General features: G+C 62.7%; 22 protein-coding genes, 1 tRNA gene and 2 pseudogenes. 12 read left to right on the top strand and 13 right to left on the bottom strand.

The window, feature by feature from the left end; translation table 11 throughout:
- Positions 1 to 70: 70 nt before the first annotated feature.
- The gene (locus tag H9L14_RS03070) at positions 71 to 547 is read right to left on the bottom strand and encodes a helix-turn-helix domain-containing protein (protein WP_187709186.1); all 477 of its coding nucleotides are present in this window, start codon (positions 545 to 547) and stop codon (positions 71 to 73) included.
- A 61-nt stretch (positions 548 to 608) separates the two neighbouring features.
- Between H9L14_RS03070 and H9L14_RS03065 the strand changes: the two genes are divergently transcribed.
- The gene (locus tag H9L14_RS03065) at positions 609 to 1,448 is read left to right on the top strand and encodes a DUF2306 domain-containing protein (protein WP_187709185.1); all 840 of its coding nucleotides are present in this window, start codon (positions 609 to 611) and stop codon (positions 1,446 to 1,448) included.
- A gap of 208 nt (positions 1,449 to 1,656) precedes the next feature.
- Here the strand turns inward: H9L14_RS03065 and H9L14_RS03060 are convergent.
- Positions 1,657 to 3,524 (bottom strand): annotated as a pseudogene (locus H9L14_RS03060) (ABC-F family ATP-binding cassette domain-containing protein).
- A 431-nt stretch (positions 3,525 to 3,955) separates the two neighbouring features.
- On the opposite strand from H9L14_RS03060, the gene H9L14_RS03055 reads away from it, so the two are divergent.
- Complete coding sequence (locus tag H9L14_RS03055) at positions 3,956 to 4,102, top strand: hypothetical protein (RefSeq protein ID WP_187709184.1); 147 nt, start codon at positions 3,956 to 3,958, stop codon at positions 4,100 to 4,102.
- A 423-nt stretch (positions 4,103 to 4,525) separates the two neighbouring features.
- Here the strand turns inward: H9L14_RS03055 and H9L14_RS03050 are convergent, their stop codons facing one another.
- A complete protein-coding gene (locus tag H9L14_RS03050; RefSeq protein WP_187709183.1) occupies positions 4,526 to 5,131 on the bottom strand; it encodes a hypothetical protein in 606 nt (201 codons plus the stop codon).
- Positions 5,132 to 5,446: 315 nt separating this feature from the next.
- On the opposite strand from H9L14_RS03050, the gene H9L14_RS03045 reads away from it, so the two are divergent.
- Positions 5,447 to 5,935: an energy transducer TonB family protein gene (locus H9L14_RS03045; protein WP_187709182.1), complete on the top strand. Its 489-nt coding sequence runs from the start codon at positions 5,447 to 5,449 to the stop codon at positions 5,933 to 5,935.
- Positions 5,936 to 5,941: 6 nt separating this feature from the next.
- Here H9L14_RS03045 and H9L14_RS03040 read toward each other — a convergent pair whose 3' ends face one another.
- Both H9L14_RS03040 and H9L14_RS15510 read right to left on the bottom strand, forming a co-directional pair.
- Entirely contained in the window at positions 5,942 to 7,288 is a 1,347-nt protein-coding gene (locus tag H9L14_RS03040) for a L,D-transpeptidase scaffold domain-containing protein (RefSeq protein WP_187709181.1), read from the bottom strand.
- A 32-nt stretch (positions 7,289 to 7,320) separates the two neighbouring features.
- Positions 7,321 to 7,881: a YMGG-like glycine zipper-containing protein gene (locus H9L14_RS15510; protein WP_246444377.1), complete on the bottom strand. Its 561-nt coding sequence runs from the start codon at positions 7,879 to 7,881 to the stop codon at positions 7,321 to 7,323.
- Between the two features lie 200 nt (positions 7,882 to 8,081).
- Here H9L14_RS15510 and arsC point away from each other — a divergent pair, with 200 nt between their 5' ends.
- Positions 8,082 to 8,429: an arsenate reductase (glutaredoxin) gene (gene arsC / locus H9L14_RS03025; RefSeq protein WP_187709180.1), complete on the top strand. Its 348-nt coding sequence runs from the start codon at positions 8,082 to 8,084 to the stop codon at positions 8,427 to 8,429.
- 49 nt (positions 8,430 to 8,478) lie between these two features.
- Positions 8,479 to 9,255, top strand: coding sequence for a leucyl/phenylalanyl-tRNA--protein transferase (gene aat, locus H9L14_RS03020; RefSeq protein ID WP_187709179.1), 777 nt, complete (start codon positions 8,479 to 8,481; stop codon positions 9,253 to 9,255).
- A gap of 13 nt (positions 9,256 to 9,268) precedes the next feature.
- Here the strand turns inward: aat and H9L14_RS16870 are convergent.
- From H9L14_RS16870 to H9L14_RS02995, 5 genes and pseudogenes are all read right to left on the bottom strand, one after another.
- Positions 9,269 to 9,436, bottom strand: a pseudogene (locus tag H9L14_RS16870) (DUF2155 domain-containing protein); the annotation flags it as partial.
- 212 nt (positions 9,437 to 9,648) lie between these two features.
- On the bottom strand, positions 9,649 to 10,032 hold the full coding sequence (locus H9L14_RS03010; protein ID WP_187709178.1) for an NADH:ubiquinone oxidoreductase subunit NDUFA12: 384 nt from the start codon (positions 10,030 to 10,032) through the stop codon (positions 9,649 to 9,651).
- Between the two features lie 48 nt (positions 10,033 to 10,080).
- Positions 10,081 to 10,524: a DUF192 domain-containing protein gene (locus H9L14_RS03005; RefSeq protein WP_246444710.1), complete on the bottom strand. Its 444-nt coding sequence runs from the start codon at positions 10,522 to 10,524 to the stop codon at positions 10,081 to 10,083.
- Between the two features lie 11 nt (positions 10,525 to 10,535).
- Complete coding sequence (locus H9L14_RS03000) at positions 10,536 to 11,078, bottom strand: cold-shock protein (RefSeq protein ID WP_187709177.1); 543 nt, start codon at positions 11,076 to 11,078, stop codon at positions 10,536 to 10,538.
- A 136-nt stretch (positions 11,079 to 11,214) separates the two neighbouring features.
- Complete coding sequence (locus H9L14_RS02995) at positions 11,215 to 11,766, bottom strand: regulatory protein RecX (protein ID WP_187709176.1); 552 nt, start codon at positions 11,764 to 11,766, stop codon at positions 11,215 to 11,217.
- A gap of 50 nt (positions 11,767 to 11,816) precedes the next feature.
- Between H9L14_RS02995 and H9L14_RS02990 the strand changes: the two genes are divergently transcribed.
- The 5 genes from H9L14_RS02990 to nusG all read left to right on the top strand — a co-directional run bounded on the left by H9L14_RS02990 (position 11,817) and on the right by nusG (position 15,114).
- Positions 11,817 to 13,634, top strand: coding sequence for a fatty acyl-AMP ligase (locus H9L14_RS02990; protein WP_187709175.1), 1,818 nt, complete (start codon positions 11,817 to 11,819; stop codon positions 13,632 to 13,634).
- A 52-nt stretch (positions 13,635 to 13,686) separates the two neighbouring features.
- Positions 13,687 to 14,127: an ion channel gene (locus H9L14_RS02985; RefSeq protein ID WP_187709174.1), complete on the top strand. Its 441-nt coding sequence runs from the start codon at positions 13,687 to 13,689 to the stop codon at positions 14,125 to 14,127.
- Positions 14,128 to 14,177: 50 nt separating this feature from the next.
- Positions 14,178 to 14,253: transfer RNA gene (locus H9L14_RS02980), tRNA-Trp, on the top strand.
- A 97-nt stretch (positions 14,254 to 14,350) separates the two neighbouring features.
- Entirely contained in the window at positions 14,351 to 14,548 is a 198-nt protein-coding gene (gene secE / locus H9L14_RS02975) for a preprotein translocase subunit SecE (RefSeq protein WP_187709173.1), read from the top strand.
- A 26-nt stretch (positions 14,549 to 14,574) separates the two neighbouring features.
- Positions 14,575 to 15,114 (top strand): transcription termination/antitermination protein NusG, encoded by a 540-nt coding sequence (nusG, locus tag H9L14_RS02970; RefSeq protein ID WP_187709172.1) that lies wholly within the window; start codon positions 14,575 to 14,577, stop codon positions 15,112 to 15,114.
- Between the two features lie 58 nt (positions 15,115 to 15,172).
- Here the strand turns inward: nusG and H9L14_RS15505 are convergent, their stop codons facing one another.
- Positions 15,173 to 15,739: a PEPxxWA-CTERM sorting domain-containing protein gene (locus tag H9L14_RS15505; protein WP_246444374.1), complete on the bottom strand. Its 567-nt coding sequence runs from the start codon at positions 15,737 to 15,739 to the stop codon at positions 15,173 to 15,175.
- A gap of 109 nt (positions 15,740 to 15,848) precedes the next feature.
- On the opposite strand from H9L14_RS15505, the gene H9L14_RS02960 reads away from it, so the two are divergent.
- Positions 15,849 to 16,106, top strand: coding sequence for a hypothetical protein (locus H9L14_RS02960; protein ID WP_187709171.1), 258 nt, complete (start codon positions 15,849 to 15,851; stop codon positions 16,104 to 16,106).
- On the opposite strand, the gene H9L14_RS02955 is transcribed toward H9L14_RS02960, so the two are convergent.
- Positions 16,103 to 16,594, bottom strand: coding sequence for a hypothetical protein (locus tag H9L14_RS02955; protein ID WP_187709170.1), 492 nt, complete (start codon positions 16,592 to 16,594; stop codon positions 16,103 to 16,105). The genes H9L14_RS02960 and H9L14_RS02955 overlap by 4 nt on opposite strands.
- Before the next feature lie 139 nt (positions 16,595 to 16,733).
- On the bottom strand, positions 16,734 to 16,931 hold the full coding sequence (locus H9L14_RS02950) for a hypothetical protein (protein ID WP_187709169.1): 198 nt from the start codon (positions 16,929 to 16,931) through the stop codon (positions 16,734 to 16,736).
- Between the two features lie 180 nt (positions 16,932 to 17,111).
- Between H9L14_RS02950 and H9L14_RS02945 the strand changes: the two genes are divergently transcribed.
- The gene (locus H9L14_RS02945) at positions 17,112 to 17,375 is read left to right on the top strand and encodes a PilZ domain-containing protein (RefSeq protein ID WP_187709168.1); all 264 of its coding nucleotides are present in this window, start codon (positions 17,112 to 17,114) and stop codon (positions 17,373 to 17,375) included.
- Positions 17,376 to 17,389 lie beyond the last annotated feature (14 nt).

The raw sequence follows: 17,389 nt of genomic DNA, 5'->3' as shown, positions 1-17,389 counted from the left end.
CGTCGCGTGCGAAGCCTAAGGAGTCGCTAATGGTCCGCATCGGGTGGAAGGCAGACAGGGGTTGGTTGGGTCAGTTGCGCCTTGCTGCGTTGGGACACATCCCGGTCCAGCGCTTGAATGCCCGCGAGAAGGCGGAAGCTTCCGAAAAGCCGAGCTGATAAGATACTTCCTTGATCGACAGACGCTCCGTCTGGATCAGATGAAGGGCGCGACGGCGAAGGAGATCGGCCCTGATCTCTTCAAAGCTCGTGCCCAACGCCCTCAGTCGCCGGTAGAGGGTCTGACGCGTACAGCCGGCAGCGGCCGCAACCTCGACGATGGTGGGAGATCGGACGGACAGTGATGCCGATATTTCCCTTTCGACCCTCATGATCAATGTGGGCCGGCCGTTGCGTGACGGCCGGTGCCGAGCGGACTTTGCAATACCGTACAGGACATAGCCGATCGCGCCGAGTGCGCGCGCCGTTCGCTTGGCGGTGGCACTCCGCGCCGCGTCCACGTCATTCACCGTGCAACCTACGATCATACCAATGTCCTCCACGGTCATGGAGCGGGTGTAATAGATAGATAATACAGAGGGCGAACATCGACCGCAAGGAGACCGCCCCATGAACCAGGCATCAACCTTCCCTCGGGAAACTCCTCTTCCGGACCTCTGCGCCGGGAACAGATCTCGCCGATGGCTGAATCGAGCGGCGCAAGGCTGCTTTGCCGCCATCGGTATCGGTCAGCTCCTCTTCCTCACCTTCATTCTGGCTTTCTACTACCCGACGACCCTTCGCGGCGACTGGGCGGAGTGGAATCGAAAGCCACTGATCGACGGGTTCAGGGAAGGCGATTTCACCGGGAACCTGTTCTTCGCGGCTCACGTGATCCTGGCGGCCGTGATCACCGCAGGCGGGTTGATGCAGCTTGTGCCGGCAATCCGGAATCGGGTGCCGACTTTCCATCGCTGGAACGGGCGCATCTACATGATGACGGCAGCGACACTGGCGGTCGGAGGACTGTGGCTGGTCTGGGGAAGGGGCACCTATGTCACAGTTGTCGGCGCGGTCGGCATTTCCGCTAACGCCCTGGCGATATTGGCCTTCGCGGGCCTCTCCTGGCGATCCTCACGGGCCCGCCGCTTCGTCCAGCACCGGCGGTGGGCCCTGCGGCTCTTCGCGGTGGTCAGTGCGGTCTGGTTCATGCGCGTGGGTTACATGGCATGGGCGATTGCGGCCGGCGGAGCGGGCATCGGCAAATCGATGGACGGTCCCTTCGACTTCTTCATCGCCTTCGGCAACTCGCTGGTCCCGCTGGCCATCACCGAAGCCTACATCCAGGCACAGGCGCGACAGCATGAACTTGCCTGCTACGGCGTGGCGGCGCTGCTGGTGATTTGCGTGCTCGTCATTGCCGTCGGCAGTGTAGGCGCCTGGCTGATGATGTGGAGCCCCTATCTTTGAGCGCTATGGACGGGAGAGCAAGGAACTCCGCACCGGTCAAGCGACGCACCTTCTCGCCAGCTGAACGAGAGTCTGCTTACCCGATGGCGTCAGTCGTCCCGGAGTATCCGAGAAGAGCGCATAGCAGCCGCTGAGCTAATGTGCGCAATGGGTCGAAAGCAGACATTGGCTTGGCAGGCCGAACATGCGGCTGGCCCCGCTTCGCAGGCTAGGCCGCAAGGCTTTCCAGCTGCTCGCTCGCTTCCAACCAACGCGCTTCGGCGAGAGCCAACGCCGCCCCAGCTTCGCTCGGCGACGCGCGAGCTCGCTCATCGGCAGCGACGCGAGGTTGGGGTCCGCGCCCGCCGGATCGAACATTGCCCGGTCGATTGCCGAACATTGGGCAGCGAGGCGCGCACTTTCCGCTTCCGCGTCCGATGCAACCCTCTTCAGAGCACTGGCTTCGTTACGCGAGTTGGCGGCGGCCCTGCGATCCACTTTGATCGCCTTCGGCTTAGCTTCCGCCTTTGGCTGGTTTCGGCCGAGCACGAAATCAATGTAGTCGTCGATGCTGCCCGGGTAGTCGACGGCGGCTCCGTTCTCCACAAGCACGAGCCGGTCCGCGGTCAGTTCGACCATGTGGCGGTCATGGCTGATGAGGATGACGGCGCCGTCATAATCGTTGAGCGCCTGCACGAGCGCCTCGCGCGCATCCACGTCGAGGTGGTTGGTCGGCTCATCGAGGATCAGCAGGTGCGGCGCATCGCGCGTGATCAGGGCCAGCGCCAGGCGTGCCCTCTCTCCGCCGGAAAGCTTGCTTGCCGCCGTCGTTGCCTTGTCGCCCGAGAAGCCGAAGCGTCCGAGGTGCGCGCGCACGGCGCCAGGTGTTTGACCTTCCATCGCGCGGTTCATGTGCTGCAACGGCGTGTCGTCGCCATGCAGCTCCTCGACCTGATACTGGGTGAAGTAGCCCACGCGCATCTTGCCCGATGCGTTGATCGCGCCCTCCATCGGCGCAAGCTGCGCGGCAAGGAGGCGGGCCAGCGTGGTCTTGCCGTTGCCGTTGCGACCGAGCAGCGCGATGCGGTCATCGGGATCGATCCGCAAATTCAGGGAGCGCAGCACAGGGTTCGCTTCCGCATAACCGACGGCTGCCATCTCGAGTGTGATCAGCGGCGGCTTCAACTCGGTCGGGCTGGGAAAGACGAAACTGAGGCTGGGATCCTCCGCCATAGCTGCGATGGGCTGCATCTTCGCCAGCATCTTGGCCCGGGATTGAGCCTGCTTCGCTGTCGAGGCGCGAGCACTGTTCCGGGCGATATAGTCCTGAAGGCGCGCCCGCTGCGCATCCTGCGATGCCTTGGCGGCAGCGAGCTGCGCGGCTCGCTCGGCCCGCTGCCGTTCAAAGTCGTCGTAGCCGCCCGCGTATAGCGTGATCTTACCCCGATCGAGATGAAGGATCGTGTCGACCACGTTGTTCAGCAGGTCGCGCTCGTGACTGATCACGACCAAGGTTCCCGCGTAGGACTTGAGAAAGTTTTCAAGCCAAAGTGTAGCTTCGAGATCGAGGTGGTTGGACGGCTCGTCCAGCAACAGGACGTCAGGCTTGGAGAACAGCAAAGCGGCAAGTGCCACGCGCATCTTCCAGCCGCCGGAGTAACTGTCGAGCGGGCGGCCCTGCATCTCCCCATCAAAGCCGAGACCCAGCAGGATCCGGGATGCCCGAGCGGGCGCGCCATAGGCGTCGATCGCCAGCAGTCGGTCATGGATGTCTCCCAGCCGATGCATGTCGGCGCAGGTGTCGGCCTCCGCCATCAGTTCCGCCCTTTCCACGTCCGCGGCAAGAACGGTCTCGAACGGCGTGGCGGCACCGCTGGGCGCTTCCTGAGCGATATAGCCGAGCCTCGTCCGGCGTGGCATCTCGATGTTGCCTTCGTCCGCTTCGAGTTGGCCGATGATGACCTTCATCAGCGTCGATTTGCCCGCGCCGTTTCGGCCGATCAGGCCGACACGACTGCGCGGCCGAATTGCAGCGCTGGCGCAGTCGAGGATTGTGCGTCCGCCAAGGCGCACCGTGATACCGTTGATGTTGAGCATGGCCGGCCGCTTAACAGCCGATCGTGGCGAACCCAAGACAGGTTAGCGATGAGCGCCCAAGCGCTGCGATTTAGGTCCTGCCTGCTTTGGGTCGAAAGTGGACATTAGGGGGCGAACTTCGCGCAGCAGCCCACACACAAAAGTAGTAGATCGATACGGACTTTAGTCGGTAATGGCGTGCCCATGACGAGGCAGGAGCTCCCGCAGTGTTCGATGGAGGGCTGCCTCAATGCCGCTGGCGTCATTCTCGACGGTGATCTCTTCTGCGGGGAGCACGCTAACGAGGCGCTTGAGCGGTGGCGTGTTGAGTTGCCGCAAAGCGACAGCGAGGAAGACCCTGAGCAGCCGTAGGAACGGCCTCGTCCCTTGGTGTTTCTGCTTCGGGTCAGGTGAATTGGGTTTCCGAAGTGTCGACCGAAGACGAAAATGAAGTGGCTCGCCTCAGAGAGCTGAACAGCGAGCTTGAAGACAGCATCAAGCGGTGCCGGGCGATCCTGAACGATTGCCGCAAAAGGCTCGCCGCCAACACGAATTCACCGGACCCGTCCGAGAAGGACGAAGAGAGCCGTCTGGCCTGAGGCCTCGCATTCAGAAGTGAGCCCGGCTGCCCTCGTCCCGCGTGAGGCCCGTCGAGGCACCCGTTAAGCTAGACGCAGCCCCGACAGGCCTCGACCCATGAAACGAACGACGGCGCCATGCGGACTCGCCGTAGGAACCAATACTCTCCCCAGGTCTTTATCGGTTACGGTCCGCAGGGACGCCCCCTGTCCCGTTGGTTGCGGATTGAGCGTCGCTCTTCTCGTGACAAGCGAGGGTGAAAAGCGGTTCGGTCCCTTAAAGGGCTGGGCCGCTTTTTCCGTGCCTCCGCGGACTGGCATTTTCCCGTCGGTCTACTTCAGCCCTAGCCCCGGCAGGCGTTCTAATATCTGCAATGGGTCGAAAGCAGACATTGTTCTGATGAAGGGCCGAGAGCCACACTCCTTGTTTGATTAGCAACGGTCTCAGAGGGGCAGGTCGGGCGTTCGTCCCCAGAGATTGAGGCCGATCACCAGCCAACCGAGTGACGCGAGCATCACGATGCCGTTGATCCAGCGCTTGCGAACGAAGATCATCGCGTAGGCCGCGACGAGCCATGGATAATCAAAATAGTATCTTGAAAGGAGGGCTCTTGCCGTGAGTCCATTGTGCAGGTCGCGTATCGAGATAAGCGCAATCAACAACGCGACATAACTCGCATAGACAAACCAAAAGTACCTTCGGTTCTCGTCGAAGTGGTGAGCTAGGTCGATGCCGTCCGCCGGCACCTCATCGGGAAGCGTAATACATGCGGCGAGAAAAATGAGGATTAGTGCGAGAAAATAAGGAACAACCTGACCGGCGGTCGTTCCGCTGAAGCCGTGCCAGCGCCACCACAGGTTGAACAGTTCAGCCAGGATTAGCAGAGCGGATAGCGGCGCCACCCAATCCCAGCGAACTCGTTTGCGGTTACGCAGGAGGCGATGCAGGCTCGTCGCAAGATCGGCGATGGCCAAACCAATCACGACGGCCACAAGCGCGGTGATATATTCGAAGGTGTCCATGGCAGGCGCCCCGGCCCACGTTCTCACGCCTTCGTAATGTCTGCAATGGGTCGAAGGCGGACGCTACAATCGCTGCATCCGAAAACTTTCGCGCATGATACGCGTTGCTCATCGGGAACGCGTCGATGGCCAGTTACACCGCCACTGCTCGGGAAGATCGCGCGAAGGCGCTTGCGGGCGTCGCAATCGTTCACGTCGTGCTTGGCGCGGTGATCCTGACTGGACTGAACGTCCATAGCGTCCGCCAGGTCGTCGAAAGTTTGAAGACGTTCGACATCAAGGAGCTGCCCCGCCTCCTCCGGTTCCGCCTCCCCACAACCCAAGGCCGATCGCGCAAAAGAAGTGGAAGGCGCAGCCGGCAAAAAGGCCGAACCAACGCCGGTAGTAGCACCGACGCCGAAGATCGTCGTTCCAGCCAAGCCACCGGTCGTCGCCGCGCCGGTCGCCGGCACGGAAAGTGCTGCGCAATCAGGGGCAGCCTCCGCAGGAACCGGGCCGGGCGCGGGAGGCGCTGGATCCGGCCGCGGAGGCGGCGGTTCGGGAGACTTCAGCGGCTACACGCCAGCCCGGCTGATCCGCAATCTCAACCGCGGCGACTATCGTGACCTTACGGGCGGGCGCCTGCCCTACGGACGCGCAATGCTTTCGCTCCGGCTCGATACGAGCGGAGTTCCGACGGAATGCCGGGTGACACGTTCCAGCGGCGACCCTTACGTCGACAGCGGCCTATGCCCGTTGATCTACCGGCGGTTGCGGTTTCGGCCAGCGCTGGACGCGGACGGGCAGCCGATCCCTTACCGGCTCGATTACGTGGCGAACTGGTCTCTCTGACGCAGACTAGCGCGCGGCCGCTATCAGCCCGCCATCGCCCTGCCGCGCGAGCCGCGCCTTGTCGCGGCCGTAGACGTCGTCGAGGAAGGCGACCTGCGAGCCGTCGGGGACTGCCGTCAGGTATGTGATGTAAACCGGCACGGGCTTATCGAGCTTGACTTCTTCCTCGGCCCCCGCGCCCTTCCATGTCAGGTCGCGTCCGAACAGCCAACGGCTCAGCCGCCACGCGGATTCGAGCCTGACGCAGCCGCCGCTGTAGAGGCGTGCCGCCTGCTCGAAGAGCTCGCGCTCGGGATTGTCGTGCAGGTACACGCCCTCGCTGTTCGGGAACATGAACTTGATGCGGCCCATCGAATTGTGCGCGCCTGGCTGCTGGCGGATGAGCACCTTCTGCCGGCCGTCGGCGACGGCCTGCCAGTCGATGGTGGTCGGATCGATAATCTGCGGCTCGCCGACGAAGTCCGAAACCACCTCATATCCCTGGCGCTGAAGGTAGGGCAGGCCCTGTTTGACTACGTTCGGGGCGATGCGCTCGGCCGCGAGGTCGGCGGGCACGTACCAGTATGGATTGAGATTCGCGAAGCGGATGTAGGCCGCCATCATCGGCGTCGGATAGATCGGCTTGCCGACGACGACGCGCATCGAGTCCACGGCCTCGCCACCCTCGTACATGAAGAGCCGCTGGGCCGCCGCATTCACGAGCACGTAGCGGCCATCACCGGCAGGCAGCTCGCGTAGACGCTGCAGGTTCAAGCGGATGAGGTCGCTTTGCTCGGGGCTGTAGGAACCGGACGCCAACGCCTGCCGAAGCTGAGCGTAGAGCGGGTTCATCCACCGCATCTCCGCGACATAGGTTTCGAGCGACGGCGCTTTGGCCGCCGCATCGAGGATCGCGCGCGCGCTCGGCGGCGACGGCTTCAGATCGGAATCGACGTAGATGGTGTCGGTGCGGGGCGCGGTCCTGACATCCCGCACATAGTCAACGAGCGCCTGGCTCAGCAGCTTGTCCGCGCGGCGCATAGCGCGTGAGCTTCCTGAATCGGACGCTGCCTGAACGACCCGCTTAAGGTCTTCGACGCGGTATCGGTCGGGACTCAGCCCGTCGAGTTCGGCGCTGGCCAGGATCTCTAGCAGGACGTCGGCCTGGCGGCCGTTCTGCGAGAACCAAAGCGGGCGGCCGTCACGAGCCTTGTAGAAATCGGAAACGCCGTTCGCGGCAGCTGCCGCGGCAATCGGCAAAGTGCTCTGCGCGCCGGCGGGCGAAAGAGGAGCGGCGGCCGCGAACGCAATCGCTGCAAGGCCGCCGCCGAACCTCGAAAGAATGCGCACCGGCCGCTGGGGACCGGTGCGCACTGTACGCCTAATGTTCACATGTACTCCGGCGATTAGCCGCGCTCACCCGAGCGTGCCGGCGGAGTATATGTCGGCGCGGGCGCAGCACCCTGCGGCGCACCGTTGTAGTACTGGCCATTGTAGACATAACCGTCCACGCGGCCGTCATTGTCGCGGTCGGCCCAGATCGCGCCGGCGAGACCGCCGACGGCGGCACCGATCACCGCACCTTCGAGCGTGCTGACGCCCGGAATGACCGCGCCAGCAACTGCGCCGAGCGCTGCGCCACCGAGAGCGCCGGTCGCGACGCGGCGAAGCGTCGGATCGTAACCCTGCGGGGTGCCAGCATAATACTGGCCATTCGACACGTAGCCGTCGACATAGCCGTCATTGTTCTGGTCGGCCCAGACTGCGCCGGCGAGACCGCCGATCGCTGCGCCAACAGCGGCGCCTTCGATCACGTTCACACCCGGCACCACTGCGCCAACGGCTGCGCCGCCGGCTGCACCGATCGCCGCGCCCTGCGCGACGTCACCAGCCGTGCGGCTGTCCGTTGCGCAAGCTGCCAGCGAGACCGAGCTAGCCAGTACGACTGCCAGAATTGATTTTTGCATCGTTTTTCTCCCGATTGTTGATCTTCCGGACCATGCCCGGGACCCGGAAACCCCGGCGAACGGTGCATGTCACGCGCGAGGAAACGACGATTGAGCAACATCGTTCCGGCAACGCGACAATGGTTCGCCGTGAGATTGGACCGCATCAGCGGCTACGCCCGTTGCGAAAGCCGGACTAGGAACTAGAAAGTGTCCGTGACATGAACGTAACGATCTACCACAATCCGCTCTGCGGGACCTCGCGTAAAACCCTTGAAATCATTCGGGAAACCGGCTTCGAGCCGAATGTCGTCGAATATTTGAAGGCCCCTCCGACCCGCGAAGAGCTGCGGCAAATGTACGAACGCGCAGGCATCAGCCCGCGAGAGGGATTGCGCGCGAAGGAACCGATCGCCTCCGAATTGGGCCTGACCCGACCGGATGTCACCGACGACGAAATCCTCGACGCAATGATGGAGCATCCGATCCTCATCAATCGGCCGTTGGTCGTGACCGACAAGGGCGTTCGGCTGTGTCGTCCGCAGGATCTCGTACGCGAAATCCTCTAGGCTTTGCCTCTCCTGACAAGGTCCTGAAAACGGCTCATATTCCCAGACGATGAGTCGCCTCGACCCACGCCTGTTACTGCAGGGATATGCCGCCGGTATCTTCCCGATGGCCGACAGCCGCCAGGCGTCCGAACTGTTCTGGGTCGAGCCGCGATCGCGAGCGGTAATTCCTCTCGAAGGATTTCACCTTTCGAAATCGCTGCGCCGCACAATCCGGTCCGGCCGCTTCACCGTTACGATGGACCGTGACTTTCCTGCGGTGATTGCCGCCTGCGCGGACCGCGACGAGACGTGGATCAACGACGACATCGAGCGCGCGATGCTCGCACTGCATGGGTCGGGGCATGCCCATTCTGTCGAGGTCTGGAATGACGGTGAGCTGGTCGGCGGGCTCTACGGCGTGAAGCTCGGACGAGCTTTCTTCGGTGAAAGCATGTTCAGCCGGATGACCGACGCTTCGAAAGTAGCACTGGCCTGGCTGGTCGCGCGACTGAAGGTGGGCGGGTTTACGCTTCTCGACTGCCAGTTCATGACGTCCCACCTCGCCTCGCTCGGCGCGGTGAGCATCTCCCGCAAAGCCTATGTGGCGTTACTCGGCGGTGCGCTCGGTGGAGGAGGCACGGGCTCGGTCGCCGGTGCGGTCTCTGGGGTCGACGGTTCGGTCGCGGGCTCGGTTGCGGGTTCCGCACGGTCTCCCGTCCCAGACCTTCTGGCGCTCGACCGGTTGTTCGAAGCGACCGGCGCGGCCGGTTCGGGGCTGCGGAAGGATATGTCATCGCACAGCTCTTGGGCCAGACATCGTAGATCGGATGCTCGACGACGTTGAGCGACGGCGATTCCTTGTAAACCCAACCTGAGAACACCCGCCGCCAGGTCGAATCCGGCTGCTGAACGTCGAGCTGAAGAAAGGCGCCGGTCAGCTTTTCATTCTCCCATGGCGCAGTCGCTTCACATGCACGCAGGCGGACGATCACATCTTTTACACGAACCGACATTCCCGGCTTCATCTGAAGATCCCGGACGATGCCGTTGCGCTTGTTGAGCAGGCCGATCACCGCGACCCGGTCCTGCATCGGCGTAACGCCGACCTGCTGCCCGGGACCGGCGGCCGCTTTGGGAAGCTGGACCCGGTTGCCCTGGCTCTCGTCCTGCCCGCGCTGGCAGCCGGCCGCGAGAAGCAGCCCGAGCAGCACACCGGTCGATGCTAGTCGATTCACGCTCAGTCTGGCGTCCAGGGCTGGTAGTCGCCGGTCGATGCCGGACGGAGGCCACCCTTGGAAAGCGAACCGTCGGGACGGAACGCGGCCATTGTGCCGGTCGGATTGACCTCTGCCGGCCTCTCGAACTTCCGCTTCGGCGGCAGCGCCTTGTCCGGCACATCGTCGATCGTGCCCTTGAGCCATGCCTGCCACTCGGGCGGCACGCGGCTGCCGTCATTGGAGCCGTTGTAAATCACCCAGCGAGAAGCCGGTTTCTTCTTGTCACGATAGTAGATGTTGCCGGCATCATCGCGAGCGACTTCCTCGCCATGAAGGCGGGTGAAGAGGCCGGTGCCCCAGGTGGCACCGTTCCACCAGGTGAATGTTCGAGACCAGAATCCCATGGGCCGCGCATCTGCCCTCTCGGGCGGCGAGCGCAAGCATCACGGGCGTCAGTGGCGCCAGGTGACCTTGTCGCCCGGCTTGATTCCCAGCTCGGCAGAGCGGCCGCCGTTGATCTCGAGCACGGCACCGACCGGCTCCAGCGATGGAATAGGATCGAGCGACATCGGAACTGCATTCTCGGCGATGCGCACGATCGACCCGTCCGGCCGGATGAACAGGAGATCGAGCGGAATGAGCGTATTCTTCATCCAGAAGCTTGCGTCCCCGGGCGGGTCGCGCGGAAAAATCATGCCCTGGTTGGCGGCGAGCGACTGCCTGAACATGAGGCCCTGTGCCTGCTGCTCCGGCGTCTGCGCGACTTCGACGGTGAAGCGGTGCTCGCCGCTTGCGGTCTTGATTGTCAGCGGAATTTGCTCGAGCCCGGCGGGGGACTGTTCCAGCGGGGCATCAGAGGTCGCGGTTGCTGAACCGCAGGCGCTGGTCGCCGCAATTGCCACAGCTGTCAGTGCTCGTCCGACGATCCCAATTGAAGCTCGACCGCGGTCAGGCCCTTCTTCCCTTCCGCGATGCGTGCTTCGATCCGTTGTCCCGGTTCCAAATCCCCGACCTCGGAATTCCGGACCGTCTCCATGTGGACGAAAATGTCGTGCGATTCGGGATCCGACACCCGATTGACGAACCCATAGCCCTTTACGCGATTGAACCATTTTACCTCTACTGGCTCGAACTCACCTGCAGCTTCGGACAAAGCCTTACGGTCAACATCCTTGGTCGTCGAGCGGTTCGGACGAGGTTGCGCAGTCACTGCCGAGCCGACGTCGATCGAAATGACTCTCTTCGCCTGCAGGCCCCGGTCGAGCCGCATCGGCACGCATTCGACCAGTGCGCCCTCTGGAAGGCTCCGCCGTCCGTGCTCGCGAAGGACGCTGAAGTGGATCAGGATATCGCCGTCCAGCGCGTCGCTAACCACGAACCCGAAACCTCTCGTCGCGTCGAACCATTTCACGCGGCCCACGACGGGATCCATTTCGGATTCGCTGTCCATCACACGTGGCTCATCGACGGCCACGGGCGCGGGTTCGGGCGCGGGCGCGGGCTCGGGTTGTGGCTCTGGTGCCGTTGCTGTTCTCTTGCGCTGCACAACGCTCCACTAACATGTGTCAGAGTGTCGGGAAACCGACTTAACTACCTTTCTCGCGAAGTTCTTCAAGGTCGATCTCGCTACCCGGCTCAGCGTCGACTACCTTGCGGGCCAGCTCAAAGCTGTGTCCGGCGCGGATCATCGCCGCCAAAGCCCTTTCTCGCTCTTTTCGCTCAGGAATTCCATCCGCAAAAGGCCCTATGCGCCTTCGTCGGGCAAAGCGCAGAGCCGCCGCCGCGGCTTCCTCTGCGGCCAGTTCACGGGCTGCAGCGCCGTCCTCTTCTTCGACTCCGGCCATCCGGAGGGACTGGCGGACCCGTGACGCGCCATAACCTCTCTCAGACAGGGATCGGGACTTGGAAAGCGCGTAGGCGGCGTCATCAATCAGCCCGCTCGCAGCCAGGCGCTCCACCAACCGTTCGATTTCGGGCGGCCCCTCGCCTTCCCAGCCCCGCTCTCGAACCTTGCGGTTCAGGTATGTGCTGAGCTTCGCGCGGGTGGTCGCGAACTTGCCGAGATAGAAAAGAGCAAGCTCATGAAGCCGCTCTCCGTTCAGCGGCTTGCGCGGTCTGGCGGACTTGCGAGCGTACATTGGCCCAAATTGTGCCACACTCGCACACCACTACAACCCGGCCCGCAGCGATGCGGGAGTTCCGCCGCGCCTTTTGGCGGGCATTTAACGACCAGGGTGAAGGCTTGCTCGACCGGAACACCACGATCGTAGCCGACCTCGCTCCTGCAGGCGCTACCGCGACTTTGGACGCAGAACCCCGCCGCATCGCGGACTTCGCGACGCTTGGCGAGGCTCTAGACTATGCCGCCCGGGGCCGCCGCGGAATGAATTTCCACGATGCTCGAGGTCAGCTCAAGCGCTCTTATCCGTACTCGGATCTGCGCGAGGATTCGCTCGCCCATGCGCAGCGCTTCATCGCAATGGGCCTGAAGCCTGGCGACCGGGTTGCGCTCGTGGCCGAGACCGGCGCGGATTTCGCGGCATGCTTCTTCGGCGCAGTCTACGCGGGCCTTTGGCCTGTTCCCCTCCCGCTGCCGACCAGCTTTGGCGGTCGTGAAGCCTATGTTGAACAGCTGAAGGTGATGCTCGCGAGCAGCGACCCGTCGCTCTTCCTCTGCGCGCCTGAATTGCTCACTTATGCGGATGAGGCCGGCACCGACCGTGGCGTGCCCGCGCGCGACTGGGACAGCCTCTCAGAAATCGAAGTCGGCACCGCCGAGCTTCCGCTCCCCGATGCGGATGAGGTCGCCTACCTCCAGTATTCGAGCGGATCGACCCGCTTCCCGCACGGCGTCGCCGTTACCCACCGCCAGCTCCTGTCGAACCTTCGCGCTCACGGAATTGGCCTGCAGGTGCTCGACAGCGATCGCTGCATTTCGTGGCTCCCCTGGTACCACGACATGGGCCTCGTCGGCTGCATGCTCTCGCCGATGGCGATGCAGATGTCCGTCGACTACCTGAAGACGGAAGATTTCGCGCGCCGGCCCCTTGCCTGGCTCGACATGATCACTCGCAATCCAGGCACCAGCGTCAGCTATTCGCCGACCTTCGGCTACGACATTTGCGCCCGCCGCATGTCTTCGCAGACGCGCGCCGAAGACCGGTTCGACCTGTCGCGCTGGCGGATCGCCGGCAACGGCGCCGACATGATCCGTCCCGACGTCATGCAGGCGTTCGTGGACGCATTCGCGGACGCGGGCTTCCAAGCATCGGCCTTCTGCCCGAGCTACGGCCTAGCCGAAGCCACGCTGGCGGTTTCGCTCATGCCGCCCGGCGAAGGCATTCGTCTCGAGCTGGTCGAAGAAACAGTGCTCAATGGCGGAGCCAGCGGCGCTGACGGTCGCCCCCGCCGCTATCGTGCTATCGTCAACTGCGGCAAGCCGGTCGAAGGCATGGAGATCGAGATCCGAGGCGAAGACGGCAACGTCCTCCACGACCGCGACATCGGACGAGTATTCGTCCGCGGCACCTCGGTCATGCATAGCTATTACCGCGACCCGGAAGCGACCGAGGCCTGCCTCAAGGACAATTGGCTGGATACCGGTGACATGGGCTACATGTCCGACGGCTACATCTTCATCGTCGGCCGCGCCAAGGACATGATCATCATCAACGGCCGCAACCACTGGCCGCAGGATATCGAGTGGGCGGTCGAGCAATTGCCCGGCTTCAAGTCCGGCGACATCGCGGCCTTCGCGATCACCGGGCCGTCAGGCGAAGAAACGCCCGCCGTTCTCGTCCATTGCCGCGTGTCCGATCCGACCGAGCGCGGCCGTCTTCGCGACGACATCCGCGAGCGCGTCCGTGCGATCACCGGCATCACGCCGATCGTCGAGCTCGTTCCGCCGAGGTCTCTGCCGCGCACGAGCTCGGGCAAGCTGTCGCGGACCAAGGCGCGCAATCTCTATCTGTCGGGTGAAATCCAGCCCTTCGACATCGCCGCCTGAGAACAACCGCAGGCGTCTCGCGTTGAGCCTGCTCGGCTGAAGGAGCGAGGCTTTGTCTGATGAAGTGATCGTCGTCGATCTCGGCCTGCAACTCGCTGCGGTTGCGGGCTTCGTCCTGCTTATGGTCCTCATCCACAGCTCCGGCCTGGTCGGCATTTCGAGGGCGCTGCACCTTCACGACGAGAGATCGATTCCCAACGAGTTCGGTCTTCGCGCGGCCGCGCTGATGGGAACCTACGGCCTGCTTCTCTTCGTGCTGCACTTCATCGAAATCCTGATTTTCGCGGTCTTCTTTCGATACGTCGGCGCGCTCCGGTCCATGGAAGAGGCGCTCTATTACTCCGCGTCCTGCTACGCGACGCTCGGTACGGCTGCATCCAACTTCGCCGAGGAATGGCGGCTGGTCGGCGCACTCGAATCGCTGATCGGCTTCGTGCTCATCGGCTGGTCGACCGCCTTCATGGTCCGAACCCTGCGCAAGATAATTGACTGACCGCGCCCTTGCGCGTCCGCCGTTCGCCGCATAAGTCGCTGCCCGGCCGCAGGAGTGTAGCTCAGTTGGTAGAGCATCGGTCTCCAAAACCGAGGGCCGTGGGTTCGAGTCCCTCCACTCCTGCCAGCCTTGAAGACTCGAGGCGGTATCGCTAAGTCGCTTTCAGCTCCGCCGGCCTTCGGGTTCGCGGAGCGTTTTTCTATCTCGAAGAGGTAAATCTCAGGTGGCCAAGACCTCACCAGGCGAATTCATCCGGCAGGTGCGCAGCGAGGCTTCCAAGGTCGTGTGGCCGACCTGGAACGAAACTGTCCGCACCGGGATCATGGTGCTGATCATGACGGCGCTGCTCGCCCTCTTCTTCTTCGCGGTCGATTCGTTCTTCAGCGCGATCGTCCGCTTCCTGCTCGGCCTCGTCGGCTGACGCGAAACAGGGAAACCGCAAGCATCATGTCCCGTTGGTATATCATCCACGCCTATTCGGGCTTCGAGAACAAGGTGAAGGACGCAATCCTGTCCGAAGCCACGCGCCTCGGCCTCGAAAGCCAGGTCGAAGCCGTCGAAGTCCCGACCGAGAAGGTCACCGAGATCCGCCGCGGCAAGAAGGTCACGTCGGACCGCAAGTTCTTCCCCGGCTACGTCCTCGCCAAGCTGGCGATGAACGACCAGGTCTATCACCTCGTCAAGAACACGCCGAAGGTCACCGGCTTCCTTGGCCCCGGCGGAAAGCCGCAGCCGATCACCGAAGCGGAAGCCACGCGCATCCTTTCGACGAAGGAGGAAGCCGCCCACGCCGCACCGAAGGCGCAGGTCAAGGTCGATTACGAGATCGGCGATGCGGTGAAAGTCCTCGACGGTCCGTTCGCAAGCTTCAACGGCGTCGTCGAAGAGCTGGATTTCGACCGCGGCCGCGTCAAGGTGTCCGTTTCGATCTTCGGCCGCGCTACGCCGGTCGAGCTTGAGTTCGAACAGGTCGAACGCGTCAAGTAAGACTAGTCGATCCCGAATTCATAAAGGGCCGCTTCGGCGGCCCTTTTTTATGCTCGCGTCAGGCGATCGCCAGTTGAGCGCGCTTCCGGCGCAAAGCCATTCCAGCCGCACCAAAACCAAGCAACATCAGCGCCCAGGTGGCCGGCTCCGGAACGGCCCCGTCAATCCGGGTGAACGTGACTGCGCCGAAACCCTGATTGTTCCAGATGGAGGTTCCGTTGTTCGAGCCCAGCGACGCGTAGTTCGTGCCGCCCGACCCATAGATGGGAATATTAATGTAGAGCCGGTCGAGCGACGGGCTGAAGAAGTCGTTGTCCGCGTGGAATGCCGCGGCAATGATCACTCCGCCATCCACTGTGAATGAATTTTCGAATTGCGAGAACCAAGAGGTTGCGTCGATCGGATAGGCTAGCGACCCGTCGGGCGAATAGCTGTCGATCAGAACCTGGATCGCAGCTGCCGTGCCGTCATCCGGCAGACCGAGGATCCGTCCGGTCACTGTTCCGGCAACGGCATTGTTGAGGATCGGATCGGAAGAGTCGGTTCCGAATGTGAAAATGAAATCCGCGGCGCGAGACGCGGTGCCGGTGCACATCAGCGCCGCCGCAACGGCGGCGTGCAGCATTCTCGATCTCATGGTCTCCCCCCGGACTATCGTCGATTACAGCTTAACTAACACATTAACCCAAGCGAGTTAACCGTCGGAAATTCGGCGCGTTTCGTTTCAGGATTCAGTGCTGCAACCGCGCATCGCGCGTCGGTTCGCGATGTCCAGGCTTTCAGCAGCCTATCGCCGCTTCGTCCCGTTGCTCATTGGTCGGCCGTGCCTCTTCAGTTTTCTGAAGCTCGCACAGACCTCGTTTGCCGTCATTGCCACGGCCATGATCGCGTTCACCATCGCCTCCACAATGTTCGTGAAGCAACAACTTGATTTTACACCTGAATCGTGGCGACGTCATCGCCTGAAATCAGCAGTAAGCGATCATGTCTAATTCTGGGACGGAAGGCCTCGATCAGCAACCAAGATTTGCTCCGGTCGACCGGCATCCCGGATGAACCAGATCGCGGAATATCCAAGCAGCAAGAGCAATGCTGCCTCTATGATTCGGCTGACCGTTAAAGGGCCGATCATGGCTTGCAGCACGACGCTGGTGAAATGAAGCGATGCACTATGCGCAACCGCCAGAAGCGCCAGCACGATGATTGCGAAGGCACCCAGAGGCACCGATCGGTGCAGGGTTCGGAACCGGAACAGGAACAGGCCGACTATGGCTGCGCCGAATGCGAGAAGCGCCGCGATCATGATGTACGGGCCCGGCCGCTTCCAGTCCGTCAGGCCGGCCGAATGCGAGAAATCGCGGACAGCGGCGCTGACCGCCATCTGAGCGTCAAATGCCCTGAGCAGCGCGAAAAGGCCGCACACGATCGCGATCCGTAGCCAGAATGGAGCCGTGCCCGCGGTGGCGGGGTCCGACCGCATCCTCGATGCCTTTAACGCGACGAGAGCGCACAAGGTATAGGCGGCCGCAAAGATGAGTTCCGCTCTCGTAAGTCCCTCCCCCAAAGAACTGATGACTACCGATATACGGACACTGCGTCCGGGCCAAGTGGCCGGATTCTTAACCCCGCAAAATGCCGACAAATCCGGCGCCGAGCGCCAGCAGGCCGAGCAAGGCGGTGAATCCCGCGAGCACTGCCGCGCCCGCCCTGTGGCGAAGCCTGTCGCCACGCCTGGCGTAGAGCCCACCGGTCAACATCAGGATGCCGAAAAACAGCCCGAAAAAACTGACGAGGCTTGCGACGTCGACGTACTCCACACTTCCTCCAATTCACCCCTGTGGACGCTCAAACGATCCCAGGAGGCGGAGGTTGCGCAGACCGGGCCGTGCAAGATCGCTCGAAACGGAGTCCCAGAACGGCACTTGCCGAAGCCATTTCTTCGAACAGACATAGACCTCCGCTATGCTGTTTGAGCTTCGGACTTATCAGGAACGACGATGCAGAACGCCAACTTCCCGTCATCTGAAGGCGAGCTTCACCGCGACATTGCGCTTGAAATCTTGGCGTCTCGAGCCAACGGCCTTGAGGAGAAGGTGGTGGTCACGGACATCTCCAGAGACGGGTGCCAGTTGCAGACGTCCGCCGCTTTCAACGTAGGGGAAGTCATCACTCTGCAACACGATGTGCTCGGCAAGCTTGCGGGCGAGGTACGATGGGCCTCCGGGGGACGAGCAGGTCTGCAGTTTCTACGATCGCTCTAGCGTGGCGCCACTAA

The sequence above is a fragment of the Sphingomonas sediminicola genome, from assembly GCF_014489515.1.
Taxonomy (GTDB): domain Bacteria; phylum Pseudomonadota; class Alphaproteobacteria; order Sphingomonadales; family Sphingomonadaceae; genus Sphingomicrobium; species Sphingomicrobium sediminicola.
Note: the sequence above shows the minus strand (reverse complement) of the source record. Positions and strands in the feature narration are given on the sequence as shown.

Excerpts from the sequence above, each read along its gene's own strand:
- nusG (WP_187709172.1), top strand. The coding sequence starts at position 14,575 with ATGTCCCGTTGGTATATCATCCACGCCTATTCGGGCTTCGAGAACAAG.
- H9L14_RS03000 (WP_187709177.1), bottom strand. The coding sequence starts at position 11,078 with ATGGACAGCGAATCCGAAATGGATCCCGTCGTGGGCCGCGTGAAATGG.
- H9L14_RS03070 (WP_187709186.1), bottom strand. The coding sequence starts at position 547 with ATGACCGTGGAGGACATTGGTATGATCGTAGGTTGCACGGTGAATGAC.
- H9L14_RS03065 (WP_187709185.1), top strand. The coding sequence starts at position 609 with ATGAACCAGGCATCAACCTTCCCTCGGGAAACTCCTCTTCCGGACCTC.
- arsC (WP_187709180.1), top strand. The coding sequence starts at position 8,082 with ATGAACGTAACGATCTACCACAATCCGCTCTGCGGGACCTCGCGTAAA.
- H9L14_RS02945 (WP_187709168.1), top strand. The coding sequence starts at position 17,112 with ATGCAGAACGCCAACTTCCCGTCATCTGAAGGCGAGCTTCACCGCGAC.
- H9L14_RS15505 (WP_246444374.1), bottom strand. The coding sequence starts at position 15,739 with ATGCTGCACGCCGCCGTTGCGGCGGCGCTGATGTGCACCGGCACCGCG.
- aat (WP_187709179.1), top strand. The coding sequence starts at position 8,479 with ATGAGTCGCCTCGACCCACGCCTGTTACTGCAGGGATATGCCGCCGGT.
- H9L14_RS02990 (WP_187709175.1), top strand. The coding sequence starts at position 11,817 with ATGCGGGAGTTCCGCCGCGCCTTTTGGCGGGCATTTAACGACCAGGGT.
- H9L14_RS02995 (WP_187709176.1), bottom strand. The coding sequence starts at position 11,766 with ATGTACGCTCGCAAGTCCGCCAGACCGCGCAAGCCGCTGAACGGAGAG.
- H9L14_RS15510 (WP_246444377.1), bottom strand. The coding sequence starts at position 7,881 with ATGCAAAAATCAATTCTGGCAGTCGTACTGGCTAGCTCGGTCTCGCTG.
- H9L14_RS03010 (WP_187709178.1), bottom strand. The coding sequence starts at position 10,032 with ATGGGATTCTGGTCTCGAACATTCACCTGGTGGAACGGTGCCACCTGG.
- H9L14_RS02955 (WP_187709170.1), bottom strand. The coding sequence starts at position 16,594 with ATGCGGTCGGACCCCGCCACCGCGGGCACGGCTCCATTCTGGCTACGG.